The 26,049-nt window shown below is 72.7% G+C and carries 28 protein-coding genes and 1 pseudogene; 15 read left to right on the top strand and 14 right to left on the bottom strand.

Annotated elements, in window-relative coordinates:
* Window positions 1-181: 181 nt before the first annotated feature.
* Window positions 182-1,282, top strand: coding sequence for an NADH:flavin oxidoreductase/NADH oxidase (locus AB0D46_RS08645; protein ID WP_362876558.1), 1,101 nt, complete (start codon window positions 182-184; stop codon window positions 1,280-1,282).
* A 131-nt stretch (window positions 1,283-1,413) separates the two neighbouring features.
* Window positions 1,414-1,779, top strand: coding sequence for a helix-turn-helix transcriptional regulator (locus AB0D46_RS08650; protein WP_362876559.1), 366 nt, complete (start codon window positions 1,414-1,416; stop codon window positions 1,777-1,779).
* On the opposite strand, the gene AB0D46_RS08655 is transcribed toward AB0D46_RS08650, so the two are convergent.
* The 3 genes from AB0D46_RS08655 to AB0D46_RS08665 are packed head-to-tail and all read right to left on the bottom strand — an operon-like array spanning window position 1,776 to window position 4,281.
* Window positions 1,776-2,183, bottom strand: coding sequence for a hypothetical protein (locus AB0D46_RS08655; protein ID WP_362876560.1), 408 nt, complete (start codon window positions 2,181-2,183; stop codon window positions 1,776-1,778). The two genes, AB0D46_RS08650 and AB0D46_RS08655, sit on opposite strands and share 4 nt — an antisense overlap.
* A gap of 36 nt (window positions 2,184-2,219) precedes the next feature.
* Complete coding sequence (locus AB0D46_RS08660) at window positions 2,220-3,575, bottom strand: FAD-dependent oxidoreductase (protein ID WP_362876561.1); 1,356 nt, start codon at window positions 3,573-3,575, stop codon at window positions 2,220-2,222.
* A 52-nt stretch (window positions 3,576-3,627) separates the two neighbouring features.
* Complete coding sequence (locus AB0D46_RS08665; protein ID WP_362876562.1) at window positions 3,628-4,281, bottom strand: DUF305 domain-containing protein; 654 nt, start codon at window positions 4,279-4,281, stop codon at window positions 3,628-3,630.
* Between the two features lie 77 nt (window positions 4,282-4,358).
* Here AB0D46_RS08665 and AB0D46_RS08670 point away from each other — a divergent pair, with 77 nt between their 5' ends.
* Window positions 4,359-5,846: a hypothetical protein gene (locus AB0D46_RS08670; RefSeq protein ID WP_362876563.1), complete on the top strand. Its 1,488-nt coding sequence runs from the start codon at window positions 4,359-4,361 to the stop codon at window positions 5,844-5,846.
* A gap of 31 nt (window positions 5,847-5,877) precedes the next feature.
* On the opposite strand, the gene AB0D46_RS08675 is transcribed toward AB0D46_RS08670, so the two are convergent.
* The 4 genes from AB0D46_RS08675 to AB0D46_RS08690 form a co-directional block, all read right to left on the bottom strand.
* A complete protein-coding gene (locus AB0D46_RS08675; RefSeq protein WP_362876564.1) occupies window positions 5,878-6,498 on the bottom strand; it encodes a helix-turn-helix domain-containing protein in 621 nt (206 codons plus the stop codon).
* A 37-nt stretch (window positions 6,499-6,535) separates the two neighbouring features.
* Complete coding sequence (locus AB0D46_RS08680; protein WP_362876565.1) at window positions 6,536-7,210, bottom strand: phosphatase PAP2 family protein; 675 nt, start codon at window positions 7,208-7,210, stop codon at window positions 6,536-6,538.
* Window positions 7,211-7,243: 33 nt separating this feature from the next.
* A complete protein-coding gene (locus AB0D46_RS08685) occupies window positions 7,244-8,182 on the bottom strand; it encodes a M56 family metallopeptidase (RefSeq protein WP_362876566.1) in 939 nt (312 codons plus the stop codon).
* A gap of 120 nt (window positions 8,183-8,302) precedes the next feature.
* Window positions 8,303-8,857, bottom strand: coding sequence for a DUF5134 domain-containing protein (locus AB0D46_RS08690; protein WP_362876567.1), 555 nt, complete (start codon window positions 8,855-8,857; stop codon window positions 8,303-8,305).
* A gap of 146 nt (window positions 8,858-9,003) precedes the next feature.
* Here AB0D46_RS08690 and AB0D46_RS08695 point away from each other — a divergent pair, with 146 nt between their 5' ends.
* Window positions 9,004-9,543 (top strand): GNAT family N-acetyltransferase, encoded by a 540-nt coding sequence (locus tag AB0D46_RS08695; RefSeq protein WP_362876568.1) that lies wholly within the window; start codon window positions 9,004-9,006, stop codon window positions 9,541-9,543.
* Between the two features lie 78 nt (window positions 9,544-9,621).
* On the opposite strand, the gene AB0D46_RS08700 is transcribed toward AB0D46_RS08695, so the two are convergent.
* Together AB0D46_RS08700 and AB0D46_RS08705 are read right to left on the bottom strand one after the other, a co-directional pair.
* Window positions 9,622-10,305 carry a glycerophosphodiester phosphodiesterase family protein gene (locus AB0D46_RS08700; RefSeq protein WP_362876569.1) on the bottom strand — a complete coding sequence of 228 codons (684 nt, stop codon included), beginning with the start codon at window positions 10,303-10,305 and terminating at the stop codon, window positions 9,622-9,624.
* A 269-nt stretch (window positions 10,306-10,574) separates the two neighbouring features.
* Complete coding sequence (locus tag AB0D46_RS08705; protein ID WP_362876570.1) at window positions 10,575-11,198, bottom strand: PadR family transcriptional regulator; 624 nt, start codon at window positions 11,196-11,198, stop codon at window positions 10,575-10,577.
* Between the two features lie 49 nt (window positions 11,199-11,247).
* On the opposite strand from AB0D46_RS08705, the pseudogene AB0D46_RS08710 reads away from it, so the two are divergent.
* The 5 genes and pseudogenes from AB0D46_RS08710 to AB0D46_RS08730 all read left to right on the top strand — a co-directional run.
* Window positions 11,248-11,569: pseudogene (locus AB0D46_RS08710) on the top strand (LLM class flavin-dependent oxidoreductase); the annotation flags it as partial.
* Between the two features lie 349 nt (window positions 11,570-11,918).
* Entirely contained in the window at window positions 11,919-13,325 is a 1,407-nt protein-coding gene (locus AB0D46_RS08715) for a DUF6421 family protein (protein ID WP_362876571.1), read from the top strand.
* A gap of 26 nt (window positions 13,326-13,351) precedes the next feature.
* The gene (locus tag AB0D46_RS08720) at window positions 13,352-14,113 is read left to right on the top strand and encodes an SDR family NAD(P)-dependent oxidoreductase (protein ID WP_362876572.1); all 762 of its coding nucleotides are present in this window, start codon (window positions 13,352-13,354) and stop codon (window positions 14,111-14,113) included.
* A gap of 26 nt (window positions 14,114-14,139) precedes the next feature.
* Window positions 14,140-15,201 (top strand): low specificity L-threonine aldolase, encoded by a 1,062-nt coding sequence (locus tag AB0D46_RS08725; protein ID WP_362876573.1) that lies wholly within the window; start codon window positions 14,140-14,142, stop codon window positions 15,199-15,201.
* Between the two features lie 61 nt (window positions 15,202-15,262).
* Window positions 15,263-15,862: a transglutaminase family protein gene (locus tag AB0D46_RS08730; protein ID WP_362876574.1), complete on the top strand. Its 600-nt coding sequence runs from the start codon at window positions 15,263-15,265 to the stop codon at window positions 15,860-15,862.
* On the opposite strand, the gene AB0D46_RS08735 is transcribed toward AB0D46_RS08730, so the two are convergent.
* Window positions 15,798-17,033: an MFS transporter gene (locus AB0D46_RS08735; RefSeq protein ID WP_362876575.1), complete on the bottom strand. Its 1,236-nt coding sequence runs from the start codon at window positions 17,031-17,033 to the stop codon at window positions 15,798-15,800. The two genes, AB0D46_RS08730 and AB0D46_RS08735, sit on opposite strands and share 65 nt — an antisense overlap.
* A gap of 96 nt (window positions 17,034-17,129) precedes the next feature.
* On the opposite strand from AB0D46_RS08735, the gene AB0D46_RS08740 reads away from it, so the two are divergent.
* A complete protein-coding gene (locus AB0D46_RS08740; protein WP_362876576.1) occupies window positions 17,130-17,711 on the top strand; it encodes a CGNR zinc finger domain-containing protein in 582 nt (193 codons plus the stop codon).
* Window positions 17,712-17,741: 30 nt separating this feature from the next.
* On the opposite strand, the gene AB0D46_RS08745 is transcribed toward AB0D46_RS08740, so the two are convergent.
* The 3 genes from AB0D46_RS08745 to AB0D46_RS08755 form a co-directional block, all read right to left on the bottom strand.
* Entirely contained in the window at window positions 17,742-18,524 is a 783-nt protein-coding gene (locus AB0D46_RS08745) for an oxidoreductase (RefSeq protein ID WP_362876577.1), read from the bottom strand.
* An 88-nt stretch (window positions 18,525-18,612) separates the two neighbouring features.
* Window positions 18,613-19,191, bottom strand: coding sequence for a TetR/AcrR family transcriptional regulator (locus AB0D46_RS08750; protein WP_362876578.1), 579 nt, complete (start codon window positions 19,189-19,191; stop codon window positions 18,613-18,615).
* A 136-nt stretch (window positions 19,192-19,327) separates the two neighbouring features.
* Complete coding sequence (locus AB0D46_RS08755; RefSeq protein WP_362876579.1) at window positions 19,328-20,050, bottom strand: lysophospholipid acyltransferase family protein; 723 nt, start codon at window positions 20,048-20,050, stop codon at window positions 19,328-19,330.
* Between the two features lie 314 nt (window positions 20,051-20,364).
* Here AB0D46_RS08755 and AB0D46_RS08760 point away from each other — a divergent pair, with 314 nt between their 5' ends.
* The 5 genes from AB0D46_RS08760 (at window position 20,365) to AB0D46_RS08780 (ending at window position 24,938) form a co-directional block, all read left to right on the top strand.
* The gene (locus AB0D46_RS08760) at window positions 20,365-20,664 is read left to right on the top strand and encodes a thioredoxin family protein (protein ID WP_362876605.1); all 300 of its coding nucleotides are present in this window, start codon (window positions 20,365-20,367) and stop codon (window positions 20,662-20,664) included.
* A gap of 271 nt (window positions 20,665-20,935) precedes the next feature.
* Window positions 20,936-21,454: a flavin reductase family protein gene (locus AB0D46_RS08765; protein WP_362876607.1), complete on the top strand. Its 519-nt coding sequence runs from the start codon at window positions 20,936-20,938 to the stop codon at window positions 21,452-21,454.
* Window positions 21,455-21,655: 201 nt separating this feature from the next.
* A complete protein-coding gene (locus AB0D46_RS08770) occupies window positions 21,656-22,441 on the top strand; it encodes an electron transfer flavoprotein subunit beta/FixA family protein (RefSeq protein WP_362876580.1) in 786 nt (261 codons plus the stop codon).
* 59 nt (window positions 22,442-22,500) lie between these two features.
* Window positions 22,501-23,475: an electron transfer flavoprotein subunit alpha/FixB family protein gene (locus AB0D46_RS08775; protein WP_362876581.1), complete on the top strand. Its 975-nt coding sequence runs from the start codon at window positions 22,501-22,503 to the stop codon at window positions 23,473-23,475.
* A 164-nt stretch (window positions 23,476-23,639) separates the two neighbouring features.
* A complete protein-coding gene (locus tag AB0D46_RS08780; RefSeq protein WP_362876582.1) occupies window positions 23,640-24,938 on the top strand; it encodes an aldolase in 1,299 nt (432 codons plus the stop codon).
* 69 nt (window positions 24,939-25,007) lie between these two features.
* Here AB0D46_RS08780 and AB0D46_RS08785 read toward each other — a convergent pair whose 3' ends face one another.
* The gene (locus AB0D46_RS08785) at window positions 25,008-25,997 is read right to left on the bottom strand and encodes a LacI family DNA-binding transcriptional regulator (RefSeq protein WP_362876608.1); all 990 of its coding nucleotides are present in this window, start codon (window positions 25,995-25,997) and stop codon (window positions 25,008-25,010) included.
* Window positions 25,998-26,049: the final 52 nt, after the last annotated feature.

The raw sequence follows: 26,049 nt of genomic DNA on the forward strand, positions 1-26,049 counted from the left end.
TGTCCTTCACGGCAGCATTCAAGCCAGTCTGCACCCGCCCACCGACAGTGGCCGCGCGGCACGCGCGCCGGCCGGACCCGGTTGTACGGGGGATCTCGTACTACGAGAGATTTCGTAGTACGGTGGTTCTCGTACTTAGCGCCGATCCCCGGTGCGCGTCCGGTGACATCTGGAGAGCCCCATGAGTGCTGCACCCGCCGCCTTCACCGCCCTGTTCCAGCCCTACAAGATCCGTTCGGTGACCGTCCCGAACCGGGTCTGGATGGCGGCGATGTGCCAGTACAGCGCCGAGCCCACGGGCCCGGACGCGGGCGTCGCCGACGACTGGCACTTCACGCACTACGCGGCCCGCGCCACCGGCGGAACCGGCCTGATCATCCAGGAGGCCACGGCCGTCTCCCCCGAGGGTCGGATCAGCCCCTGGGACCTCGGCATCTGGAACGACACCCAGGTCGAGGCGCTGCGCCGGATCACCACCTTCCTCAAGGCCCGCGGGACGGTCCCCGGCATCCAGATCGCGCACGCCGGGCGAAAGGCCTCCACCGAACGCCCCTGGAAGGGCGGCCGACCCCTGGGCCCCGAGGGGCACGGCTGGCAGCCCGACGCACCCAGCGCGGTCCCCTTCGCCGAGGGCCACCCGGTGCCGCACGAACTCACCCCCGACGAGATCCGGGCGATCACCGGCGAGTTCGTGGCCGCCACCCGCCGCGCCCTCGCCGCGGGCTACGAGGTCGTCGAGATCCACGGCGCCCACGGCTACCTCATCGGGGAGTTCCTCTCCCCGCACAGCAACCGCCGCACCGACTCCTACGGCGGCTCCTTCGAGAACCGCACCCGCTTCGCCCTCGAAGTCGTCGAGGCCGTCCGCGCCGAATGGCCCGAGGAACTCCCGCTGTTCTTCCGCATCTCCGCCACCGACTGGCTGGAGCGCGACGGCTGGACCGCCGACGACACCGTCCGACTGGCCGGACTCCTCCAGGAACGCGGAGTCGACCTGCTCGACGTGTCCACCGGCGGCCTCGCCCCCGGCGTGACGATCCCGCTCGGCCCCGGCTACCAGGTGCCGTTCGCCGCCCGGGTCAAGGCGGAGACGAGCCTGCCGGTCGCCGCGGTCGGCCTGATCACCGAACCCGAGCACGCCGAGAAGATCCTGGCCAACGGAGAGGCGGACGCCGTGCTGCTCGGCCGGGAACTGCTCCGTGACCCGTACTGGGCCCGTCGGGCCGCCGCCGAACTCGGCGCGGAGATCCCCACGCCGGATCCGTACCACCGCGCCTGGTGAGCCGGTGCGGCGCGGCGGCCCCGCGCCCCGCGCCGCACCCCGACCCGTCCTCCGAAGGTTCTCGTACGATGGGCCCGCGGAGGGTCCGGTGCCCCCGGCCCACCCCACCGACCGAACGAGCGGAGCAGGACATGACGGAACGTGACGCGGCCCGTGTCCTCGCCCACCCCGAGCCGGCCGCGATCCGGCTCGACGGGGTCCTGCACGCGCTCTCCGACCCGCTGCGCCTGTCCATCGTCCGGGACCTCGCGTCCTCGGACGCCGAATTGGCCTGCTCGTACTTCGACCTGCCCGTCACCAAGTCGACGACCACCCACCACTTCCGCGTCCTGCGCGAGAGCGGGGTCGTGCGCCAGACCTACCGCGGCACCGCAAAGATGAACGGCCTGCGCCGCGCCGAACTCCAGACCCTCTTCCCGGGGCTGTTGGACAGCGTCCTCGCGGCGGCCGCCGCCGAGGCCTCCCGCCTGGCCGGGGCGGGCCTCCGGACGACCTAGGGCCGGGCGTCCATGCGGTGCATGATCTCGCCGTCGGGGCCGAAGACGTCCATGAAGTAGCCGTTCTCGAAGGTGGCTCCCTCCTTCGTCGTCAGGTGGCGGGTGACGGAGGCCGACTGCAGGTCGAAGAGGGTGTCGCTGTTGTCGCTGTTGCGCGTCCGCACGACCACCCGGGGCACGCCCTGCGAACCGTCCTCGATCTGGATCCCGTACACGTCCGGGTCACCGCCGGCCGCCCGGTAGCGCTCGGCCAGGGCCGCCGCCTCCTGGGGAACGGCCGTCGTCGTGGACGTCGGGCCGGGCATGGCCTGTCCTCGGGGCTCCTCCGTGCAGCCCGCCAGCAGCGCGGCTCCCGCCAGCGCCGTCAGTGCCGCGTACGTACTCCGCCGTAGGACGCGCCCCATCGCCAACTCCCCTGATCGGTAAAGGTTTCGGCGACCCTACGTGAGGCCCGCCGCGCCCCGGAGGCCGGCCCAGTCGGGGATCTTCACCGAGCGGCGTCCCAGGGAGCGGCCGAGTTCCGCCTCGGCCGTCTCGATGGCCAGCCAGCCCGGCCACTCGACCGGCCGCAGCCCCGCCGCGCGCAACGCGTCCAGCGGATCGCGGGGCAGTGCGCGACGGGCGAGTGCCCCCGCGTCCTGGAGGAGTGAGGACACCGTCTCCTTGGCGCACGGCCGGTTCGTGCCGATCACCCCGGTCGGCCCGCGCTTGATCCAGCCCGCCACGTACTCGCCGACCGAGGCACGCCCCGCGCGCAGCACCCGACCCGCCGCGTGCGGCACGGTGCCCCGCGCGGCGTCGAACGGCAGCCCGGGCAGCGGCACCCCCAGGTACCCCACCGAACGCAGCACCAGTTCGGCGGGGAGGTCCTCGTACGCGCCGGTGCCCGTGACGCCGCCCCGGCCGTCGGGGGCGGTCCGCTCGCAGCGCAGTGCCCGTACCCGGCCGTCCGGGCCGCCCAGTACCTCCACGGGCCGCAGGTGGAAGCGCAGGGTCAGCAGGCGCGGCTGCCCGGCGCCCGCACCCGGCCCGGACCAACCGCGCAGCACCTCGACGTTGCGCCGGGCGACCGCGGGCAGGGCCGCCGCCGCGTCGGGGTCCGCGTACGCCGGGTCCAGAGCAGCCTCCGCGGCGTCCACCCGGACCCCGACGCCCGCCAGCGTGCCCAGTTCGCGGAGTTCCTTGGTGGTGAACCGGCCCTGCGAGGGTCCGCGCCGGGCCACCATGGACACCTCGCGGACGCCGCTGCCGGCGAGCGCGCCGAGCGCCGGCTGGGGCATGTCGGTCGGCGTCAGGTCCGCCGCGCCCCGGGCCAGGATCCGGGCCACGTCCACCGCGACGTTCCCGGCACCCACGACCACGGCCGAGCGGACCCCGCTCAGGTCGAAGGCCCCGGCGTCCGGATGGCCGCTGTACCAGGACACGAAGGCCGTCGCGGAGCGCACGCCGGGCAGCTCCTCGCCGGGGATGCCCAGGAGCCGGTCGCGGGCGGCGCCGACGCAGTAGACGACGGCGTGGTAGAGCTCCAGCAGCCGGGCCGTGGAGAGCGGGCCGGAGCCGACCTCCACGTTCCCGAGGAAGCGGACCCGGTCCTCTTCGAGGACGGTGCGCAGGCTTCCGGTCAGCGATTTGATCTTCTCGTGGTCGGGGGCCACCCCGTACCGCACGAGGCCGTACGGGGCCGGCAGCCGGTCCAACACGTCGACCCGCACGCCGGGCACCTCACGCTGTTGGACCAGTGCCTGGGCGGCGTAGACCCCGCTCGGGCCCGAACCGACGACGGCGACACGAAGCACGGCGGAGCTCCTCCCGCAAGTGCTCCCAGCATGGCACCGACGCCCGGACCCGTCAGCCCATCGCGCGCATCCGGTGGATCTCGGCGCTCTGGGTGGCCACCACCTCGGTCGCCATTTCCTCGACGGCCACGTTGTTGCCCTGCGCGAGGGCCTCGCCCGCCATCTTCAGCGCACCCTCGTGGTGGGCGGTCATCAGCTTCAGGAACAGCCGGTCGAAGTCGACGCCCTCGGCGCCGCGCAACTCCTCCAACTGCTGGGGCGTCGCCATCCCGGGCATGGCCGCGTGGTCGTGACTGCCGGGGGCGGGCGCGGGCGCCGGATGGCGGGTGAGCCACTTGTCCATGGCGCCGATCTCGGGGGCCTGCGCGGCGGCGATCCGCTCGGCGACCCGCTTCACCCCGTCGGCGGCGGCCCGGTCCGGGGCCAGCGCGCTCATCGCGAGGGCCTGGCGGTGGTGTTCGGTCATGTTCCGCACGTAGGCGTGGTCCGCCGCGTTGGGACTGTCGTCGGGTCGTTCCCTCGCCGCCTGTTCGGGGGTGAGGGTGCGGGCCTTCTCGCCCGGTCTGCCGGGCGCGACCACCACCGTCGCCCCGCCCTCGGCCGCGTCCGCGGCGCCGTCGTCCTCGCAACCGGTGAGAAGGAGGAGGAGCGCGGCGGCCAGCGCCGTCCCCAGGAATCGGCCGACCGATGCATTTGCCATGTCCATGGAAACGACGATACTGCCGGGGTCCAGGTTCCGTTCCCCCGAGGAAACGGGACGTTCGGGCCCCCACAGGAGGCACAGTGACCTCGCTGCACACCGTCAGAGCGCGCCACCGGAGCCTGGGGGTGGCCTTGGCCGCCGCCGGACTCCTCACCACGCTCCTGGCCACCGCCGGACCGGCGGCCGCCACCCCCGACCCCGGCGACTTACGGCCGGGCGTCGGCTCCGGAGGGAGCGCCGCCTCCGTCCCGGACCGCGAACTCGCCCCGGGCGAGATACCCGGCCGGGACGAGATCGTCCACAGCCGCAACATCAAGCCGCTGGCCAACATCCCCAGTGCCAACCCCAACGGCATCAACACCGACCTGGCCTTCGAGGGTCGGTACGCCTACGCGGGCAACTACGACGGCTTCACCGTCTACGACATCGGCAATCCCAAGTCCCCGAAGGTGGTCAGCCAGGTCCTGTGCCCGGGCGGCCAGAACGACATCTCGGTCTCCGGCGACCTGCTCTTCCTGTCCACGGACTCCTCGCGCAGCGACGACTCCTGCAACAGCGTCTCGCAGCCGGCGACGGAGAAGTCCTCCTGGGAGGGCATCAAGATCTTCGACATCAAGGACAAGAAGAACCCGAAGTACATCAAGTCCGTCGAGACGGCCTGCGGCTCCCACACCCACACGCTGGTGCCGGGCGGCCGTGACCTCTACCTCTACGTCGCCTCGTACTCCCCGAACGAGGCCTTCCCGGACTGCAAGCCGCCGCACGACGGCATCTCCGTGGTGAAGGTGCCCAAGAAGGCCCCGACCAAGGCCGCCGTCGTCGGCTTCCCCGTCCTCTTCCCGGACGGCGGCAACCCGGGCGCACCCGCCAATCCCGGTGTCTCCAAGACCACCGGCTGCCACGACATCACGGTGCTGCCCTCCAAGAACCTGGCCGCCGGCGCCTGCATGGGCGACGGCATCCTCTTCGACATCACCAGGCCCGAACAGCCGAGGGTCATCGATCGGGTCCAGGACAACGTGAACTTCGCGTTCTGGCACTCGGCCACCTTCAACGAGCGCGCGAACAAGGTGGTGTTCACCGACGAGCTCGGCGGCGGGGGCGGCGCCACCTGCAACGAGGCGACCGGCCCGAACCGCGGCGCCGACGGCATCTACGACATCACCGGCCGCGGCGACCAGCGCAAGCTCGTCTTCAAGAGCTACTTCAAGATCCCGCGCCACCAGGCCGACACCGAGAACTGCGTCGCCCACAACGGCTCGCTCGTCCCGGTCGGCGGCGGCCGCGACATCATGGTCCAGGCCTGGTACCAGGGCGGCGTCTCCGTCTGGGACTTCACCGACTCCACCCGTCCCAAGGAGATCGGCTACTTCGAACGCGGCCCGCTGACCACCGACGCGCTCGGCCTCGGCGGCTCCTGGTCGGCGTACTACTACAACGGGCACATCTACTCGAACGACATCGTCAAGGGCCTCGACGTGCTGCGGCTCGACGACTGGCGCACCGACAGCGCCAAGTGGGTGCGGATGGACCGGCTCAACGTGCAGACCCAGCCCGACTACCGCTGACGCCGGCGCGCGGGCCCCGGGCGGGGCCCCGTCACGCGAAGCTCCCGCCGGGCGGTCCGCCGTCCGGCGGGACACCGAGCGCCCAGTCCAGCCCGTACCGCTGGAAGAGCTCGGCGCGCAGCCGGGGTCCGGGCATCGGGGCCCCCGGCAGCAGGACCGCCACCACCGCGCCCATCAGCAGGGCGCGCAGCAGCGGATAGTCGGTGTCCGGGTCGGCCGAGCCGTACCGGACGACGGTGTCCCGGAGTAGCTCCGCCAGGCGCTGCTGCTCCGGGCACTGGATGAAGCCCTCGTTCGCGAGGATGCCCGCCATGTGCGTGCGCATCAGCCGCGGCCGGTCCCGGGCCAGCCCGAGGACCGCGTCGATCGCCCGGGCCAGCCGCTCGCGGCCGTCCGCGCTCCGCGGCTCCCGTTCCAGCGCCGCTTCCAGGGTCAGGTGCATCAGCCGGTGCACGGCGGACTGCAGGAGCTGGCGCTTGCCGGGGAAGTAGTACGACACCAGGCCGCGGGCCGCGCCCGCCCGGTCGGCGATGTCGCCCAGGGTCGTGGCCTCGAAGCCGCGTTCGGACACCAGCTCGACCGTGGCCTCCAGCAGCCGCTCCCGGGAACGTCTGCGCAATTCTTCATTGACCGATGCGCTGCGCGGGGACATGCTTACTCCTGCGTTGACTGGCTCCGGGCCAATATACTCAGCGCACGGTGTCGTCTGTTCGGGGCGACGCGGGGGATCGCCCCGGGCAGGCACACCGGCACGCCGCGAGCGCCACCAAGGACACCAGGCCGGCCCCCAGGAGCCAGCCCGCGAGAACGTCCGAGAACCAATGGACGCCGAGGTGGAGCCGGGTGAAGCCGACCCCGAGCACCGACACCGCGGCCACCGTCCACGCGCCGTACGCCAGGCGCCGCGGCACCGTCGGCGGCATCAACCACAGCAGCAGTCCGCACACCACCGTGGCCGTCATCGCGTGCCCCGACGGATAGGCCGCGTAGTGCGCGGAGTCGACGGGATCCGGCCACTGCGGGCGCTCCCGACCGACGGCGGCCTTCAACCCCTGCTGCACCGCCGAGGCCGTCAGCGTCGCCGCCGCCACCCAGGCGGCGCGGACGCGGTCCCCGCGCCACCAGAGCAGGCCGCAGGCCGCCGCGGCCAGCGCGCGCATCGTCCAGGGGTCCCAGACCCAGTCGCTCAGCACCCGCATCAGGTGGGTGACCGCGGGGTGGGAGACGGCGTACGGGTGCAGCGTCCCCGCGACCCGTTCGTCGAAGCCGATGAGCGGCTGCCACCGGACCACCACCAGGACGGTCAGTGCGGCCGCGGCGGCCGCGCAGGCCGACCCCGCTGTCATCAGCTGGTTGTTCCGCATGCCCCGATCCTCGCAGCAAGCGGAACGCGTCCGTCATCGCAGCGCGCTGAGTCCCGGTACGAAGGCGACCAGCAGCGGCACCGCCGGCACCAGGGTGGCCAGCGCCGTCAGCCGCAGCCGGCGGCTCGGGGAGAGCCGGGGCGAGGCCGACAGCAGCCGCCGCACCCGCTGCGGCACGTGGGCCTGCGCGGTGGGGGAGGGGCCGAAGACCCCGCGGTCCTCGTTCAGCCCGACCAGGGCCAGGGCGATCGTCAGGCGCCCGTAGCGGCGGGAGGCCACGTCGTCGGCGGCCAGCTCGACCAGCCGGTGCATCTCCGCCTCGAACGCGGCGAACACCGGCACCTGCGGGAATCCCCGCGACAGCGCCCGCGAGCAGTGCAGCAGCCAGTCGTGCCGGGCGGCCGCGTGCCCCTGCTCGTGCGCGAGTACCGCGTCCAGCTGGCTGCCCTTGAGCCGGCCGAGCGCCGCCGTGGTCACCACCAGTTGCGGGACCGCCCCCGGCTGCCACCAGGCTTCCGGCCGCGGCCCCTCCAGTACGACGAGCCGTCCGGCCTGGGGCTCCTCGCCGGGCAGCAGCGGCGCGCGGACCAGCAGTTCGGCGTCCCGGGTGCGCCGCCGGGCCCGCGCCCGCAGCACCTCCCGCGTCAGCATCGCGCCGGTCCACAGACCGCCGCCGGCCAGCGCCAGCGCGGTACCGGTGGCCCACGGGCCGCCCGCCGCCCCCAGCGCGTACGCGTCGACCACGCCGTGCGGGGCCGCCGCGAAGAGCCCGCCCCGGACCGCCTGCCAGGCGGCGGCCGCGCTCAGCAGCATCGACAGCGCCAGGCACAGGAGCGTCGCGCCCACCACGCACTGCCACGCCCACAGGGCGACGACGGGTTCGCGATCGGGCCACTGGGCCCGGGCCAGGAGACGGGGGGCGAGCACCGCGGTCAGTGCGCCGAGCAGGAGGAGAACGGCGGGGACCATCATGGTCGCCAGCCTATGAGCGCACCCCGGCCCACCGGTACGGTCCTGGGGCATTGGTGACGCAGGACACGTCCCGCGACCCGGCCGGACCCCGCCGCCCCCGGCCCCGCCGCGGCGCGGCCCTCACATCGTCAGCAGCATCGCCAACATCCCCGTCCCCATGGCGAGTCGGCACGCGCGGATCAGGTCCCCGGGGCCGCCGCCCACCGGCCCGGCGGCCCGCAGCCCCAGCCCCCCGACGGCGCCCCCGCCGGCCGTCGTCAGCAGCCGGGCCCCGCCGAGCAGCACGTAGCCCGCGTAGTAGAGGAGCAGCGCGCCCGTCACCACCGGCAGCCCGGCCCGACCGTGCCCGTGCCCGGCGGTCATCGACAGCGCCATGTACGCCATCGCCAGCGAGCCGACCAGGTGGTGCGCGTGGTGGGCTCCGCCGCGCAGCAGCCACAGCGCGTGCACCGCCGCCCCGCAGAACACCGCCAGGAGGATCCCCGGCCCCCACGGGCCGGTCCCCGAGGGCACGGCCATCGCCGCCATCCCGAAGCCCATCACGGCCTCGCCCGCCGCCGCCCCCCGCTCGGGGCGGCCCGCTCTGCGCGCCCGCGCCAGACAGTACGCACCGCTCACCGCGCACAGCAGCACGAGCAGCCAGGCGGGCACGGCGGAGGCGGAGGAGAACGGCATGGCGGGACCGTGCACGGCGGAACCTCCCGGTTCGTCGGCGTCACGGGAAGGAATGCCCGCCCGCCACCGCGCTCACGCCGCCCCGCGTTACGCTCTCCCTGCCGCACCAGGCATGTCATATGCCACCGCATCGAACGGAGCGCCCGATGTCCACCGCCCAGCCCGCCGCCCTCAGCTTCCGTGCCGCCGTGGAGACGGACGTACCGGAATTGGTGGTACTCGTCGAATCCGCCTACCGCGGGGACGCCAGCCGGGCGGGCTGGACCACCGAGGCCGACTACCTGGACGGACAGCGCACCGACCCGGACGGGGTCCGCTCGGTCATCACGAACGAGGACGGCGTGTTGCTCGTCGTCGAGCGCGCGGGCGCGATCGTCGCCTGCTGCCAGCTCGAACACCGCGGTGACTACGTCTACTTCGGCATGTTCGCGGTCCGCCCGGGTCTCCAGGGCGCCGGCCTCGGCAAGGAGATCCTGGCCGAGGCGGAGCGCCGCGCCCGCGAGACGTGGGGGGCCAAGGAGATGCGGATGGCGGTGATCAACGTGCGGGAGGATCTCATCGCCTACTACGTGCGCCGCGGGTACGCGCGCACCGGCGAGCTGAGCCCCTTCCCCTACGGCGACGCGCGCTTCGGCGAGCCGCGCCGCGACGACCTGGCCTTCGAGCTGCTCGTCAAGTCGCTCTGAGGCAAGCCGCCCCGGGGCCGCTGCGCCCCGAGGCGGTACGCTCACGGGACAACTCGCCCCGTCGTCAAGGCCGTTCGCTCAGGCGGTGAAACGGCCCGTGCTGCGGATCTCCGGGAGGCCGGTGACGGCGCCGTCGAGCTGGAGGGCCCGGGCCAAACGGAGTTGGTCCAGCGTGTCGACCGTCCAGCCCGTCACCCGCAGTCCGGCCGCGTGCGCCGCGTCGACCGTCTCCAAGGTGATGCGGCGGAGGTCGAGGTCGAGCGTGCGCGCCCCCGCGGCCCTGGCCCGCTCGACGATGTCCGCCCCGTGCCGCTCCGCGTGCAGCACCGTCCGCACGCCCGGCGCGAGATGGGCCACGGTGGTGAGCACGGCGCCGTCGCGCGAGGCCACCTCCACCCGCGCGGTCAGGTCCCGGCGCACGAGGAGTTCCGCGAGCGCGGCCCCGGTCCGCTGGTCGGGCACCGACACCCGTAGCGGGACGGCGACGGCGTCCAGCACCTCCTCGGGCAGGGGCGGGCGCTCGCCCCGACCGGCGTCCAGGGCGCGCAGCTCGGCCAGGGTCAGGTCGGCGGCGGCGCCCGAGCCGTCGGTGGTGCGGTCCACTTCGGCGTCGTGCAGGACGACGAGGGCGCCGTCCTTGCTGAGGCGCAGGTCCAGCGCGATGACGTCCATCCCGCAGCGTTCCGCGCGGACGAACGACCGAAGGGTGTTCTCCGGTTCGACACCCATGACCCCGCGGTGACCGATGGTGAGGAAAGTCAAGGTTCTCTCGCTTCCGTCGACGGCGGCTCCCCGCGCGGTCGCGGTGTCCCGACCGGCCGCGCGCGGTGAGGCGCATGCTAGTGCGCCGCGCCCGCGAAGGGACCGGGCGTGCGGGGGCCCGGATCGGCCGTCCGGCCGCTTCCCGCCGGGGTCGTGCGCGCCGGGGCGGACGGCCGGGCGGCCACCGCGTCACCCGGGCGTGGGCGCGTCCCCACCGGCTTGACGGACGCCGTACGGGGGCCACGCGCCTCGCCGTCGCCCCGGGGTGCCTAGGGCGTGTCCTGCGGATCCTGCGCTTCCCGCGCCGCCGGTGCTTCCTGCGGCGCCGCCCGCGCGAGGTCGGCGAGCAGGGCCGCGGCCAGCTCCAGCTCGGCCAGGTGCTGCCGTTCGCTCCAGCGCAGCACCAGCGTGGGGAAGGCCCACTCCCGCACCTCCGCCGCGTGCTCCATGGCCTCCCGTACGGCGGCCAGCTCGGCCCGGGTCCGGTCCATGTGCTCGGTCACCATGGCGCGCAGCCGCTCGGGGTCGGCCAGGTGTCCCAGCCAGATCCGCAGCAGCAGTCCGTGCTTGAGGACCGGGGGGCCGGCCTGCGCGGCGTCGCCGGCCCATCCGGTGAGCGCCTCGCGGCCCGTGTCGGTGATCGCGTACCGGCGCTTGGCGCGCGCCTCCTCGGGCCCCGAGCGGACGGAGACCGCGTACCCCAGTTCCTCCAGCCGCCGCAGTTCCGCGTAGATCTGGCTGATCGCGGGCGACCAGTAGAAGAAGCGGAGGGAGGAGTCGGCCCACTTCTTCAGTTCGTACCCGGTGCGCTCGCCGGGGAACGACAGGAGGCCGAGCACGGCCCAGGCGGTGGGCGGAAGGTCTTGCTTCCTCGGTTCTTGACTACTAGTCATATTCCGAATCGAAGTGAGACCGGGCACGGGACGCAACCCTGGAGGCATCGTGAAATTCTCCGTGATCTTCGAAGCTCAACTGGCCGACCCGACCGTGGAGCGGGAGCGCCAGGTCATCCGCGACTGCGTCGAGCAGGCAGTACTGGCCGAACGCATGGGGTTCGACCGGATCCGGGCCGTCGAGCACCACTCCTTGAAGTGGTACGCGCACATAGGCGCACCAAACATCTTCATTGACGTGGGTCGCGGCCCGGACGCACACCATACGCATCGGGCACGGTGTCGTGTGCATGCCGTTCAACTTCAACCACCCGGTCCGGGTCGCCGAACGGGCGGCCATGCTCGACCAGCCGTCCGGCGGTCGACTCGACCCGGCGGCGCCCGCGTCCCGGACGAGGCGGTGGTGGCCGGCGCCGACGAGGTGATGTGTCTCATCCGGATGGGCGCCGTGCCGAAGGAAGCCTGCCTGTGAACCCTCCGATAGTGGGGCGAAAGGGTTATTCCGCACTTCTCCGGTCGCGGAGCGCGAACGGAGGTGCACGCACCGCTGACCGAATCGGGTTCGGAGGATGCGGAGTGATGGCCTCCATGGCCAGAGACGGGAAGACTTCCGGTAGGTAAGGGGGTGGCGCAGGATAATTTCCTGAGATTCCTCTTGAGCGAGAGAGCCTCCCATGCCTACCCTGTGCCGACGTGAGGTTCTCCTGTGGAGGAAGTGACATGACGGAAACTCTTGTGCCGGGTGCCGGCGGTGCCGTGATAACCGCTGGCGCGCGGGTGGTCGACCACCCGGCGTGGCCCGAGCTCAAGGCCGCCGTGGAGGAGATCCGCCCGTGGCAGAGCGCGGACGGCTCCATCGACTTCGAGGCGGAGGGCGCGCACGCCCGCGCCACCGTCCTGGCCGCCGTCGAGCGCGTGATCACCGCCGTCGAGACGCTGTCGCCGCTGCTCCCGCACGCCACCGCGTACCACGAGGCCCTCGTGGCCGACCTGCGCAAGTGGGCCGCCGACGACTTCCGCGTGCCGGACTTCCTCGACTCCCTGCTGGCCTTCCAGCCGGCCGCCGAGCGCGCCGACGGGCTCCAGCACCTCGTCGTCTTCCCGATGTACACGCAGAACGGCAACCCGGACCGCAACCTGGAGGCCGTCGCGCTCAAGATGGTGTGGCCCGAGTGGCTCGCCGAGCTGGAGCGCACGCGCTACGACAACCCGCTCTTCCTCGGCATCACCTTCGAGGACTTCACCCCGGGTTACGACACCAACTCCGCCGTCCTCTTCCCGGAGACCATCGCCGTCCGCGAGGCCCCCGAGCGCTTCACCTGGGGCGGCATCTTCTGTGACCGCGAGGCCGCGCGCTACCGCAAGGTGACCGCCGCCGCCGTGGACATCCTCGGCATCGAGCTGCCCGAGGACATCGCCGCGATGGTCGAGGACCAGGAGCGCTGCGAGAAGGCCTTCGTGCTGTGGGACATGGTCCACGACCGCACCCACAGCCATGGCGACCTGCCGTTCGACCCCTTCATGATCAAGCAGCGCCAGCCGTTCTGGATGTACGGCCTGGAAGAGCTGCGCTGCGACCTCACCGCCTTCAAGGAGGCCGTGAAGCTGGAGTCCGAGGGCAACGAGCACGGCCGTGACGTGCAGTACGCCGTCCTCTTCGACCGGATGTTCCGCTTCCCGGTGTCCGGCGACCGCAACCGCAACTACGACGGTCTCGGCGGCCAGCTGCTCTTCGCGTACCTCCACAAGCACGACGTCGTGCGCTGGACGGACAACAAGCTGAAGATCGACTGGATGCGCGCCCCGCAGGTCACCAACCAGCTGTGCGCCGAGATCGAGGACCTCTACCGGGCCGGCATCGACCGCCCGAAGCTCGTCCACTGGTTCAAGGCGTACGAGCTCGTCTCCACCTACCTGGCCCCGCACCCGGGATCCAAGTGGGCCAAGGGCCCCGACGCCCTGGACACGACGCAGCCGCCGCGCAAGCTCGTGGACGACGTGCTGCCGGACGAGTTTCCGCTCAGCATGTTCTACGAGGCCCTCGCCAAGAAGCTCAAGGGCGTGATCGCCTCGACCAAGGGCATCACCGCCCTGAACGCCGAGACGGCCGACCGGGCCGCCGCATGAGCACCGCCCCGCAGGAGGCTGCACAGATGAACGGCTCCGTGAACGGCAACGGCACGCTCCACGGAGCGGTGATCGCGGTGGCGGGAGCCGGCGGCCCCGCCGGACGCGCCACGCTGATGCGCCTGGCCGAGGCCGGCGCCGTGGTCGTCGCCTCCGACGCCGACCCGGCGCGCCTCGCCGAGGCCGTCGACGCGGCCCGCTACGCCCACGGCGGCGCCACCATCACCGGTGACACCGTCGACCTGCTGGACCTGGCCGCCACCAAGGCGTGGGCCGAGCACACCGAGAAGGAGTTCGGCCGCCTCGACGGCGTCGTCCACCTGGTCGGCGGCTGGCGCGGCAGCAAGACGTTCACCGATGTGGACCTCGCCGACTGGGACTTCCTGGAGAAGCTCCTCATCCGCACCGTCCAGCACACCTCGCTCGCCTTCCACGACGGCCTGCTGCGCAGCGCCCTCGGGCGCTACGTGCTGATCAGCCAGTCCGGCGCGCACAAGCCGGTCGCCAACAACGCCGCCTACAACGCCGGCAAGGCGGCCGCCGAGGCCTGGACCCTCGCCATGGCGGACTCCTTCCGCAAGGCGGGGGGCGAGGACGGCCCGCAGGCCGCGGCTGCGATCCTGGTCATCAAGGCACTGGTGCACGACGCGATGCGCGCGGAGCGCCCCAATGCGAAGTTCGCGGGCTTCACCGACGTCGCGGAGCTGGCCGAGGCCATCGCCGGCGTGTGGGAACGGCCCGCCTCCGAGGTGAACGGACAGCGTCTGTGGCTCACTCCGCAACCGTGAGGACCGATGCCGTGAGGACCGACGGCGTGAAGACCGATGCGCGGCGCCACCACGACCCCGCGGTGCGCGGGTTCGCGAGCGACAACTACGCCGGGGTGCACCCGGAGGTCCTCGCGGCCCTCGCCCTCGCCAACGGCGGCCACCAGGTCTCGTACGGCGAGGACGAGTACACCGAGAACCTGCAGAAGATCTTCCGCAGCCACTTCGGGCCGTACGCGGAGACCTTCCCGGTCTTCAACGGCACGGGCGCCAACGTCGTCGCCCTCCAGGCCATGACCGACCGGTGGGGCGCCGTGATCTGCGCCAAGTCCGCCCACATCAACGTGGACGAGGGCGGCGCCCCGGAGCGCATGGCCGGCCTCAAGCTGCTGGCCGTCCCCACGCCCGACGGCAAGCTCACCCCCGAGCTGATCGACCAGGAGGCCTGGGGCTTCGACGACGAGCACCGGGCCATGCCCCAGGTCGTCTCGATCACCCAGAACACCGAGCTCGGCACGGTCTACACGCCGGACGAGATCAAGGCGATCTGCGACCACGCCCACGGCCTGGGCATGAAGGTGCACCTCGACGGCGCCCGGATAGCCAACGCCGCGGCCTCGCTCGACGTCCCGATGCGCACCTTCACGAACACGGTCGGCGTGGACGTGCTGTCGTACGGCGGCACCAAGAACGGCATGATGTTCGGCGAGGCCGTGGTCGTGCTGAACCCGGACTCCGTCCGCAAGATGAAGCACATCCGCAAGATGTCGATGCAGCTGGCGTCGAAGATGCGCTTCGTCTCCGTTCAGCTGGAGGCGTTGCTGGCCAAGGACCTGTGGCTGCGCAACGCCCGCCACGGCAACGCCATGGCGCAGCGGCTCGCGGCCGGTGTGCGGGAGACCGACGGGGTGGAGATCCTCTACCCGGTGCAGGCGAACGCGGTGTTCGCCCGGCTTCCGCACGAGGTCACCCGGCGGCTCCAGGAGCGCTACCGCTTCTACTTCTGGGACGAGGCCGCCGGCGACGTCCGCTGGATGTGCGGTTTCGACACCCAGGAAGAGGACGTGGACGGCTTCCTCCAGGCGCTGAAGGAAGAGCTCGCGCGCTGAACCGGCCCCGGCCGATAAATCGATAGGCATGCGAAAAAGCGCATAGGTATGCTCCTGGATCATGGAAATGATCCAGGAGCACTCCGACCTCGACGCCTACCTGGCGGCCGACGAGGCCGTAGACCACGACCACCCCTTCGTCCGGGAGACCGCCGACGCCCTCTGGACGGCCACCGGTGACGACCGGACCTATGCCGAAGTGGCCTTCGGGTTCGTCCGCGACACCGTCGGGCATTCCGCCGACACCGGTGACCAGCGCGTCACCTGGCGGGCCTCCGACACCTTGCGCACGCGCAACGGCATCTGCCTGGCCAAGTCCCACGCCCTCGCCGCGCTCCTGCGCGCCCGGGGCATCCCGGCCGCCCTGTGCTACCAGTGCCTCCTCACCGACGACGGCTCCGCGCACGTGGTCCACGGCCTGATCGCCCTGCGGCTGCCCGGCAGCGCCCGGTGGTCCCGGCTCGACGCCCGCGGCAACAAGCCCGGCGTCGACGCCCGCTTCGACCTGGAGCGGGAGCGGCTCGCCTTCCCCGTGCGCCCCGAACTCGGCGAGATCGACCACCCCGAGCTGTACGCCGCCCCCCACCCCGCCGCCCTCAAGGCGCTCCGGGAGTCCGCCGACCGGACGCAGCTGTGGCGGAACCTGCCCACTGCCCTGTAGCGCATTCCGGTACGGGTCCCCGAGCCGCCACCAGCAGGTGGAGGGCGGCGGCCACGAGCTGGAGCGCCGCGATCCCCAGTAGCAGCGTCCAGGCCGGCGCGGCGGCCGCGAGCCCCACGAGGGCGGCGCCCGCCGAGGCCGCCGTCAGCTTCAACCCCGCACCCAGGGTGAACACCTGCGCCCGCACCCCGTCCGGGGCGTACCGCGCACGGATCCGCAGCGTCGCCGTCAGCAGCGGTCCGTCGCACACCCCGGCCACCGCGAACAGGGCGGCCGTCACCGCCACCGACGGGCTGAACGCGGCCGCCGTCAGGGCCGCCCCGGTCCCCGCCATCGCCCAGCGGGCCAACCGGCCCGGCGCCACGGAGGTGATCCGGCCCAGCGTCAGCGAACCGGTCAGCGCCCCCACCGCGAAGGCCGTCATCAGGACCCCGCCCGCGCCCGGGCTGCCGAGTTCGGTGGCCAGCAGCACCGAGCCCGTGGTCAGCGCGCCGATGCCGACGAAGGCCAGGGTCGTCGCCGAGGTGACGGCGCGCAGCTCCCGGACCCGCCACAGTGCGGAGAGGCCCGCGCCGAGCCCGGCCCGGGGGCCGGCCTGCGGCCGGGCCGCGCCGGAGTCCTCGTACGGCAGGGTCGCGGCCAGCACCACCGCGAGGGCGCCGGAGGTGGTCAACAGGGCCATCGCGGGCCCGGCCGAGGCCAGCGCCGTGATCGTGCCGACGGCGGCGGGGGCCGTGACCGCCGCCGCGTTGTACGTGGACGCGTCCCAGGCGTACGCCCGATCGCGCCCCGGCCCCTCCGCCACCAGCCCCGCGACCAGGCTGGAGAGCCCGCCCGTCACCATCGGCCCGCAGGTTCCCCCGAGCACCGCGACGGCCAGCACCGCCGGCCAGGGGGCCCGCCCCAGCAGCGCGGCGAGCGCGGCCGTCGCGACGGTGAACCCGGCCAGCGCGCCCGCGTGGAACAGCCGAGGCCGCCGGGTCCGCGCGGCGGCGGCGCCCGCGAGGGGAGCCGCCAGTACGTGCGGGGCCAACCAGGCGGTCAGGACGAACGCCCCGTGCGCCGCGCTCCCCGTACGTTCCAGGGCCAGCAGCACCACCGCCATGCCCATGCCCTCCGAGGCGAACCGCGCAGCCAGCGCCGCCCCCAGGTACCTGCCGAACCCGCCCATGATCCCGGACCCCCCCCGTACCGAACCGCGCCGCGTGTAACGTGTTGCCGCAGCAAGACGTTACGTCACGTGGGTGTACGGCGAAAGGATCCGGCGATGGCGGGCGCACGGAACGGGGGCGGTCCGGCGGGCGAGGGCTTCTCGGCGGCCCGACGGCTGATCGACTGCGCCGAAGCGGTCCGCGCGGCCCCCGCCCTGTCGCGCGACGACCTCGCCGCCCTGCTCGCCCGGCACGGGGAGCACCCGGCCGACCTCACTCCGGAGGCCTTCGGCGCGGCGGACGCGGCCGAACTGCGGGCCGCCGCGCACCGGATGGCCGCCGTCCTCGCCGAGACCGACGAGGACCGTGCCGCGGAGGCGATCAACGCCCTGCTGGACGAGTGCGGCACCCGGCCCCGGCTGATCCGGCACGACGGCCACCCGTGGCACCTCCACGTCGATCGGGGCGCCGGGGCCCACTGGGGCGACTGGTTCCTGGCCTCCGGAGCCCTCGCCCTCGCCCAACTGCTCACCGAACACGGCCGCGTCGTCTGGGGCGCCTGCGCCGCCACGGGCTGCGGGCGGCTCTTCCTCGGCGCCGGCCCCGGCAGCGTCCGCCGCTACTGCTCCACCACCTGCTCCACCCGCGCCCGGGTCGCGGCGCACCGGCGCCGCAGGCGGGCGGAGAGCGCGGGCTGAGGGAGCCCGGCGCACCCCGCCGTGCGCGCCTCACACCGTCTTGATGCCGCCGCCCTCGACGACGTAGTCGGCGCCCGTCACGCTGCCCGCGCGGTCCGAGGCGAGGAAGACGACGACGGACGCGACCTCGTCGGGCTCGACCATGCGGCCGGTGGTCATGCCCATCGCGGCGGGCACCCCCCTCAGGAACGCGCCGTGCTCGACCCCGTTCGACTCGGCGAGGAGGGCGCCGAAGCCGTCCGCGCCCTCCCAGATGGCGGTGCGCGTCGGACCGGGGGAGACGGTGTTCACGCGGACGCCCCGGGGGCCGAACTCCTCGGACAGCGACTTCGTGAACGCGTTGAGGCCGGCCTTCGCCGCGCCGTACTCGATCGGTCCGGTGGCGGGCAGGCGCGCGCACATCGACGAGATGTTCACGATCGACCCGCGCCGCTCAAGGAGGCTCGGCAGCAGCTCCCGGGTGACCCGGACCGTGCCGAACAGGTTGACCTCGAAGCTGTGCGCCCACAGGGCGTCGTCGGTCGCGAGGAACCCGTCGAGGTTGAAGCGGTCACCGCCACCCAGATTGTTGATCAGGATGTCCACGCCGCCGAGCTCCGTGAGGGCCCGCGCTCCCAACTCCCGCGCGCCGTCCGGCGTGCTCAGGTCGACCGAGACGGGATGGGTGCCGGTCTCCTTCAGCTCGGCGGTGATGGTACGGGCCGCGCCGACCACCCGGACCCCTTCGGCGACCAGTCGCCGAGTAATGGCGAGGCCGACGCCCCGGCCGGCCCCGGTGACGACGGCGGTCTTCCCCGCGAGAGCGAGTTCCACGACGGACTCCTTCAGGATTCTTGAACTACAGGTACAGAACAAGGTCATAAAAAACGGGGCTCCCGGGGGCAGCCCCTTGCCGAGCGTCCTACAGGGCGGCCACCGCCGCGTCCACGACCCGGGTCAGCTGCGAGGCGTCCTGCGCGGTCTTCGCCAGCACGCGCATGCCGATCACCGTCGCGAGCAGCCAGGAGGCCACCGCGGCGGCGTCGCGACCGGCGTCGATCTCGCCCGCGCGCTGACCCTCCTCGACGGTCGCCCGGAAGGCGCCCTCGGTGCGGGCGAACATCCCGCGCACCGTGTCGGTCGTCCAGGGGTCCGAGGGGGTCGACTCGGCAGCGGTGTTGACCGCCATGCAGCCGCGCCGGTCGGGGTCGCCCAGATCGAGCGCGACCAACGCCTCCAGCGCGCCCCGCAGGCGGTCCTTCGCCGGACCCGGGTGGTCGAGGAGCTCCGTCAGCCACGCGGCCTGCGCGTCCCGGTAGCGGGTCAGGGCCCGCTCGAACAGGGCCTGCTTGCTTCCGAAGGCGTGGTAGAGACTGCCCTTGCCGATGCCGATCTCGTCCACGAGGTCCTGCGGCGTCGTCGCCGCGTACCCCTTGCGCCAGAACACGTCCATCGCGCGCTCCACCGCCACGTCCGGATCGAACTGCTTCGGCCTGCCCATGGCATGACCGTAGCAGGGTTGTTGACCTTGAGGTCAAATATCTGCCCGCTCATCGGCGATCAAGGGCGGCACGCGGCCGGGGAGGGCCACGCCCGAGAACCTCGGGGCGGGTCCGACCTCCCGAGCGGGGACAGGCTCAGCCGGCTTCCTTCACCTGCGCCGCCGTCGGGGCGGTGCCGCCCAGGTGGGCCGGCAGCCACCAGGAGTCCTCGGTACCGGCCGGCTTGGCCGGGTAGGCGCGCTGCGCGGCGTCCAGCAGCTCCTGCACCCGCTCGCGCACCCGGCGCGTGATCGCCCCGGCGTACTGGTCGGCCGGGGCCTCGATGGGCTCGCCGATCCGCATCGTCACCGGGATGTGGCTGCGCTTGAGGTTCTTCGGGCGGCCCTTGGTCCACAGCCGCTGCGTGCCCCACAGCGCCACCGGGATCAGCGGGACGCCGGCCTCCTGGGCCATCCGCGCCGCACCCGACTTGAAGCTCTTGAGCGTGAACGACTGGGAGATCGTCGCCTCCGGGAACACCCCGATGATCTCGCCGGCCCGCAGGGAGTCCAGGGCGTGCTGGTACGCGGACTCACCCTGGGAGCGGTCCACCGGGATGTGCTTCATGGCGCGCATCAGCGGACCGGACACCTTGTGCCGGAACACCGACTCCTTGGCCATGAACCGCACCAGGCGCTTCTGCGGCCGCGCCGTGAGGCCCGCGAAGATGAAGTCGAGGTAGCCGATGTGGTTCGACACCAGGACCGCCCCGCCCTGGCGCGGGATGTTCTCGGTGCCCTTCATGTCGATGCGGATGTCCAGCGCACGGAAGAGGGTGTGCGCGGCGCCGATCACTGGGGGATAGACGAGCTCAGCCATGGTGGGGAGACCCCGCTTTCTGCCTGGGGAGGTGCTCCCGGCCGGAAGTTACGGAAGCGTAGGTACGCGACCTTGGGGGGATCGTGCCCGAAACGCGGCCCGCTGGCCAGCCCAGACGGCCCCGCCCGGAGAGATTCTCGTCACGCGGGGAATGCCGCATGCGGGCCGGGTGCTGGGACAAGGGATTCGCCCGGCTCCGGCCGGGCGGTACGAACATACGGACAGGGTGGACAGGAGTACGCGTGCACGGGCACGGAGTGGACGACCGGGACGGCGACGGACGGCCGCCCGCCGGTCGGGGGCCGGGAGGACCCCTGGGCGTGGCCGAACTGGGCCGGCAACCGGGGGAGCGGGCCAGCCTGGTCCAGTTCTCCACCGCGTTCTGCCAGCCCTGCCGGGCCACCCGGCGGATCCTCGCCGAGGTCGCCGCCCTGGTTCCGGGGGTCGCCCACATCGAGATCGACGCCGAGCGGAACCTGGACCTGGTCCGCGCCCTCGGCATCGTGAAGACCCCGACCGTACTCGTGCTGGACGCATCCGGGCGCGTGGTCCGCCGCGCCGAGGGGATGCCCCGCAAGGCCGACGTGATCGCCGCCCTCGGTGCGGCGGTCTGACGGGTGCGCCGGTGCGTGCGCCCGTACGGAGCGTGACGCGCCTGACATCTGACCGATCCGGCTTGACTGTGTACACGTGAGATCGTCAGGCTGACGACATGCGGTATGAACTCCTGCTTTACGGGCGGGTCCACGTGGACCTCGTCCGCCACGCGAGCGCGCGCTGTTGGGATCACTGACGACTCCGGCCCCCCGATCCCCGACTGCGCCCGCGATTCCCGCGGCAGAAGGAAGTATTCCGATGACGGCCCCGACCGCCCCGACGGCTCACGTGTCCTCGTCCGCGCCCCTCGGCCCCGACCGCTCCGGCCTGCCCGGCTCGCCCGAACTGCTGCGTTCCGTCTTCCGCCGCCATGCCGCCGGTGTCGCGGTGATCACCGCGGACCTCGACGGCCGGCCCGCCGGATTCACCGCCACCTCCCTCAACTCGGTGTCCGCCGATCCGCCGCTGCTCTCCTTCACGATCGGCACCGGCTCCTCCAGCTGGCCCGCCGTACGGGACTCCGACCACCTCGGTGTGCACATACTCGGCGAGCACCAGCGGGAGTTGGCCGGCCTCTTCGCGACGAGCGGCGCCGACCGCTTCGGCCTGGGCACCGGCTGGGTCGAGGGCCCGCACGGGGTCCCGTTGCTGGACGGGGTGCTGGCCTGGCTGGTGTGCCGGGTGGTGGCGAGGGTGCCCGCGGGCGCCCACCGTGTGATCATCGCGGAAGCGGTGGCCGGGGATCCGGCCGGGGAGGGCCGTCCACTGCTTTACCACCAGGGAAGCTTCAACGCGTTGCGGGACTGAATCGTCCCTGTTGGGGCGGGTCGGGACGGCGTTGTCAAGGTCACAGTTCGGTGGCCTTGCACCTGGCCGGGACCCGGGGTGTACTGACGAGTAACATCCCCATCGGAGCGCGGGCCGCCCCGACCGGGATCCGCCCGACATGGCGCCTATGCTGCCTGCACAAGGCGGTACCAAAAATGACGATGCGGTAGGAGAGCCGGCGTGAGCCTGAGGATCGTTGTCTGTGTGAAGTACGTGCCCGACGCCACCGGCGACCGGCAGTTCACCGAGGACCTGACCGTCAACCGTGACGACGTCGACGGCCTGCTGTCGGAGCTCGACGAGTACGCCGTCGAGCAGGCGCTGCAGATCGCCGACGAGGCGGACGACGCGGAGATCACCGTTCTGACCGTGGGTCCCGAGGACGCCAAGGACGCGCTGCGCAAGGCGCTGTCGATGGGCGCCGACAAGGCGATCCACGTCGAGGACGACGACCTGCACGGCTCCGACATCATGGGCACCTCGCTCGTGCTGGCCAAGGCCGTCGAGAAGGCCGGCTACGACCTGGTCATCACGGGCATGGCCTCGACCGACGGCGTCATGGGTGTCCTGCCGGCCATCCTGGCCGAGCGCCTGGGCATCCCGCAGGTCACCCTGCTCTCCGAGGTCAAGGTCGCGGACGGTGTCGTGACCGGCCGTCGCGACGGTGACTCCGCGAGCGAGCAGCTGGAGGCCTCCCTCCCCGCGCTCGTCTCGGTGACGGACCAGTCGGGCGAGGCCCGCTACCCGTCCTTCAAGGGCATCATGGCCGCCAAGAAGAAGCCGGTGGAGTCCTGGGACCTGTCGGACCTGGACCTGGAGGCCGAAGAGGTCGGTCTGGAAGGCGCCTGGACCGCGGTCGACTCCGCGACCCAGCGTCCCGCCCGCACCGCCGGCACGGTCGTCAAGGACGAGGGCGAGGGCGGCAAGCAGCTGGCCGAGTTCCTGGCCGGCCAGAAGTTCATCTAAGAACTCCGGCCATCCCCTCTTAGCCCCCAGACACTTCGCAATCGCAGGAGAGCAGTCCCATGGCTGAAGTTCTCGTCTTCGTCGACCACGCGGACGGTGCCGTCCGCAAGCCCACCCTCGAGCTGCTGACGCTGGCCCGCCGCATCGGCGAGCCCGTCGCCGTCGCGCTGGGTGCCGGCGCCGCCGACACCGCCGCGGTGCTCGCCGAGCACGGCGCCGTCAAGGTCCTCACCGCCGACGCCCCCGAGTTCACCGAGTACCTCGTGGTGCCGAAGGTGGACGCGCTGCAGGCCGCCTACGAGTCGGTGTCCGCCGCGGGCTCCCTGGCCGCCGTGCTCATCCCGTCCTCCGCCGAGGGCAAGGAGATCGCCGCGCGCCTCGCCGTGCGCATCGGCTCCGGCATCATCACCGACGCCGTCGACCTTGAGGCCGGTGACGAGGGTCCGGTCGCGACGCAGGCCGCCTTCGCCGCGTCGTTCACCACCAAGTCCCGCGTGTCCAAGGGCACCCCGGTCATCACCGTGAAGCCGAACTCGGCCCCGGTCGAGGCCGCCCCGGCCGCCGGCGCCGTCGAGGCGCTCGCCGTCACCTTCGGCGCCCTGGCCACCGGCACCAAGATCACCTCGCGCACCCCGCGCGAGTCCACCGGTCGCCCCGAGCTGACCGAGGCCGCGATCGTCGTCTCCGGCGGTCGCGGCGTCAACGGCGCCGAGAACTTCGGCATCATCGAGGCCCTCGCGGACTCCCTCGGTGCGGCCGTCGGTGCCTCGCGCGCCGCCGTGGACGCGGGCTGGTACCCGCACACCAACCAGGTCGGCCAGACCGGCAAGTCGGTCTCGCCGCAGCTGTACATCGCCTCCGGAATCTCCGGCGCGATCCAGCACCGCGCGGGCATGCAGACCTCGAAGACCATCGTCGCCATCAACAAGGACGCCGAGGCCCCGATCTTCGACCTCGTCGACTACGGCGTCGTCGGCGACCTCTTCGCGGTCGTCCCCCAGCTGACCGAGCAGATCCAGGCCCGTAAGGGCTGACCTGCGGGGCAAGTCGTCTCCGGGGCCGTGTGGTGTTTGTCACCGCACGGCCCCGAGTCGTTTCCCGCTCCGGGCGGAGGGACCATTGACGGAGCGGAACCCCGTGATTAAATTCTGCTATGCGGATCTAAGATTCCGTGAAGCGGAAAAGAGGAGAGTGCACGATGGGTCAGCAGGAGAAGGTGGCGACGAGCCTCGCAGGCGCGGTCAGCGAGGGCATCAGCGCTTCCCTCGCGCCGGTGGACGCGGAACTCGCGCGGCACTACCCGGGCGACCCCGGCACCCGTCAGCCCATCCACACCGTCTACGTACCCGGTGACGTCTTCGCCGCCGACACCATCCGCTCCTGGGGCGACCAGGCCCTCGCCGCCCTCGACGAGCACGCCCCGGACGCCGCGACCTTCGCCAAGGTGCTCGGCATCTCCGACGAGCTGGCCGTACCGGTCTACGACCGCGTCCGCGCCAAGCTGGCGAGCGAGCCCATCGAGGACCTCCGCGTCGACTTCGAGGACGGCTTCGGCGTCCGCTCCGACGAGGAGGAGGACCAGGCCGCGGCCCGCGCCGCCCGCCTCGTCTCCGAAGCCTTCGCCAACGGCACGAACGCCCCGTACATGGGCGTCCGCATGAAGTGCATGGAGTCCAACGTCCGCGACCGCGGCATCCGCACCACGGACATCTTCCTGTCCGGGCTGCTCGCGCACGGCGGCCTGCCCGAGGGCCTCGTCCTGACCCTGCCCAAGGTCACCTACGCCGAGCAGGTCAGCGCCTTCGTCAAGCTGCTGGAGGCCTTCGAGATCACCCGCGGCCTGCGCCCGGGCCGGATCGGCTTCGAGATCCAGATCGAGACCAGCCAGTCGATCGTCGCCTCCGACGGCACCGCCACCGTCGCCCGGATGATCGAGGCCGCCAAGGGCCGCGCCACCGGCCTGCACTACGGCACCTTCGACTACAGCGCCTGCGTCGGCGTCTCCGCCGCGTACCAGTCCAGCGACCACCCGGCCGCCGACCACGCCAAGGCGATCATGCAGGTCGCGGCCGCCGGTACCGGCGTACGCGTCTCGGACGGCTCGACGAACGTCCTGCCCATCGGCACCACCGAGCACGTCCACGAGGCCTGGAAGCTGCACTACGGCCTCACCCGCCGCGCCCTGGCCCGCGCCTACTACCAGGGCTGGGACATGCACCCGGCGCACCTGCCGACCCGCTACGCGGCCGTGTTCACCTTCTACCGGGAGGGCCTGGAGACCGCCGCGGCCCGCCTGAAGGCGTACGTCGCCAAGATCGAGGGCGACGTCATGGACGAGCCCGCCACCGCCAAGGCCCTGGCCGGCTACCTCGTCCGCGGTCTCGACTGCGGCGCCGTCGGCGCCGAGGAGGTCACGGCCCTGACCGGCCTGACCCGCGCCGAACTGGACGCCTTCGCCATCCCGCGCCGATCGGCGACGCTCACGGCGACCGCCTGATCCGCACCCGCGACGACGTACGGCCCGCTCGGCGATCCCCGAGCGGGCCGTACCCGCGCGTGCCGGGCGTCAGCCGGTCGCGGGGGGCAGCTCGCCCGAGCCGCGGGGGATCAGGCGGGTCGGCAGCTCGATGCGGGCCGGCGCCAGGCCCGCGCCGGCAAGCCGCTGGAACAGCCGGTCCGTCGCCACCCGGCCCAGAGCGGCGGCGTCCTGGGCGACGACCGTGACGCCGGGATCCAGCAGGTCGGCCAGCTCGAAGTCGTCGAAGCCGACCAGCGCCACCTTGCCGGGCCGCGCCGCGAGGACCCGTACCAGGGTGACGGTCACCCGGTTGTTCCCGGCGAACAGGGCGGTCACCGCGTCGGGGCCGCTCAGCATCGCCCCGGCCGCCGCCGACACCCGCTCCGGGGAGGTGGAACCCAGGGAGACCCAGGACGCCGGCACCGGCAGACCGGCCCGGTCCATGGCCTCGTGGTAGCCGCGCAACCGCTCCGTGGCCGTGTGGATGCGGGGGTGGTCGCCGATGAAGCCGATCCGGCGGTGCCCGCCCGCGATCAGGTGGGCCACGCCGTCGCGGGCGCCGCCGAAGCTGTCCGACAGCACGACGTCGGCGTCGATCCGGCCGGCCGGCCGGTCCACGAACACGGTCGCGACGCCCGCCCGGATCTCCGGCTCCAGGTACCGGTGGTCGTCCCCGGCCGGGATCACGATCAGGCCGTCGACCCGGCGGGCGCACAACGCGAGCGCCAACTCCCGTTCCCGGTCCGGGTCCTCGGCACTGGAACCGTTGATGAGCAGCGCGCCGTGCGTGCGGGCCACCTCTTCGACTGCCCGGTTGAGGGGGCCGTAGAACGGGTCCGCGAGGTCTTCGAGAACCAGACCCACGGTCGCCGTACGGCCCTTGCGGAGCACGCGCGCACTGTCGTTGCGGCGAAAGCCCAGCGCCTCGATGGCCTCCTGGACCCGCCTCTCGGTGTCGGGCGTCACCCCGGGCTCACCGTTGACGACCCGTGAGACCGTCTTCAGGCCCACGCCCGCCCGGGCCGCCACGTCCTTCATGGTCGGCCGGTTGCCGTAGCGGAGGTCGGACGGTTGACGGGTGTGGGGCACG

The organism is Streptomyces sp. NPDC048383 (assembly GCF_040651775.1).
In the GTDB taxonomy this organism is placed as follows: domain Bacteria; phylum Actinomycetota; class Actinomycetes; order Streptomycetales; family Streptomycetaceae; genus Streptomyces.

Excerpts from the sequence above, each read along its gene's own strand:
- AB0D46_RS08690 (WP_362876567.1), bottom strand. The coding sequence starts at position 8,857 with ATGCCGTTCTCCTCCGCCTCCGCCGTGCCCGCCTGGCTGCTCGTGCTG.
- AB0D46_RS08695 (WP_362876568.1), top strand. The coding sequence starts at position 9,004 with ATGTCCACCGCCCAGCCCGCCGCCCTCAGCTTCCGTGCCGCCGTGGAG.
- AB0D46_RS08655 (WP_362876560.1), bottom strand. The coding sequence starts at position 2,183 with ATGGGGCGCGTCCTACGGCGGAGTACGTACGCGGCACTGACGGCGCTG.
- AB0D46_RS08705 (WP_362876570.1), bottom strand. The coding sequence starts at position 11,198 with ATGACTAGTAGTCAAGAACCGAGGAAGCAAGACCTTCCGCCCACCGCC.
- AB0D46_RS08755 (WP_362876579.1), bottom strand. The coding sequence starts at position 20,050 with ATGGCTGAGCTCGTCTATCCCCCAGTGATCGGCGCCGCGCACACCCTC.
- AB0D46_RS08730 (WP_362876574.1), top strand. The coding sequence starts at position 15,263 with ATGGAAATGATCCAGGAGCACTCCGACCTCGACGCCTACCTGGCGGCC.
- AB0D46_RS08665 (WP_362876562.1), bottom strand. The coding sequence starts at position 4,281 with ATGGACATGGCAAATGCATCGGTCGGCCGATTCCTGGGGACGGCGCTG.
- AB0D46_RS08675 (WP_362876564.1), bottom strand. The coding sequence starts at position 6,498 with ATGTCCCCGCGCAGCGCATCGGTCAATGAAGAATTGCGCAGACGTTCC.
- AB0D46_RS08740 (WP_362876576.1), top strand. The coding sequence starts at position 17,130 with ATGGCGGGCGCACGGAACGGGGGCGGTCCGGCGGGCGAGGGCTTCTCG.
- AB0D46_RS08735 (WP_362876575.1), bottom strand. The coding sequence starts at position 17,033 with ATGGGCGGGTTCGGCAGGTACCTGGGGGCGGCGCTGGCTGCGCGGTTC.
- AB0D46_RS08780 (WP_362876582.1), top strand. The coding sequence starts at position 23,640 with ATGGGTCAGCAGGAGAAGGTGGCGACGAGCCTCGCAGGCGCGGTCAGC.
- AB0D46_RS08715 (WP_362876571.1), top strand. The coding sequence starts at position 11,919 with ATGACGGAAACTCTTGTGCCGGGTGCCGGCGGTGCCGTGATAACCGCT.
- AB0D46_RS08775 (WP_362876581.1), top strand. The coding sequence starts at position 22,501 with ATGGCTGAAGTTCTCGTCTTCGTCGACCACGCGGACGGTGCCGTCCGC.
- AB0D46_RS08720 (WP_362876572.1), top strand. The coding sequence starts at position 13,352 with ATGAACGGCTCCGTGAACGGCAACGGCACGCTCCACGGAGCGGTGATC.
- AB0D46_RS08680 (WP_362876565.1), bottom strand. The coding sequence starts at position 7,210 with ATGCGGAACAACCAGCTGATGACAGCGGGGTCGGCCTGCGCGGCCGCC.
- AB0D46_RS08685 (WP_362876566.1), bottom strand. The coding sequence starts at position 8,182 with ATGATGGTCCCCGCCGTTCTCCTCCTGCTCGGCGCACTGACCGCGGTG.
- AB0D46_RS08750 (WP_362876578.1), bottom strand. The coding sequence starts at position 19,191 with ATGGGCAGGCCGAAGCAGTTCGATCCGGACGTGGCGGTGGAGCGCGCG.
- AB0D46_RS08650 (WP_362876559.1), top strand. The coding sequence starts at position 1,414 with ATGACGGAACGTGACGCGGCCCGTGTCCTCGCCCACCCCGAGCCGGCC.
- AB0D46_RS08785 (WP_362876608.1), bottom strand. The coding sequence starts at position 25,997 with ATGAAGGACGTGGCGGCCCGGGCGGGCGTGGGCCTGAAGACGGTCTCA.
- AB0D46_RS08645 (WP_362876558.1), top strand. The coding sequence starts at position 182 with ATGAGTGCTGCACCCGCCGCCTTCACCGCCCTGTTCCAGCCCTACAAG.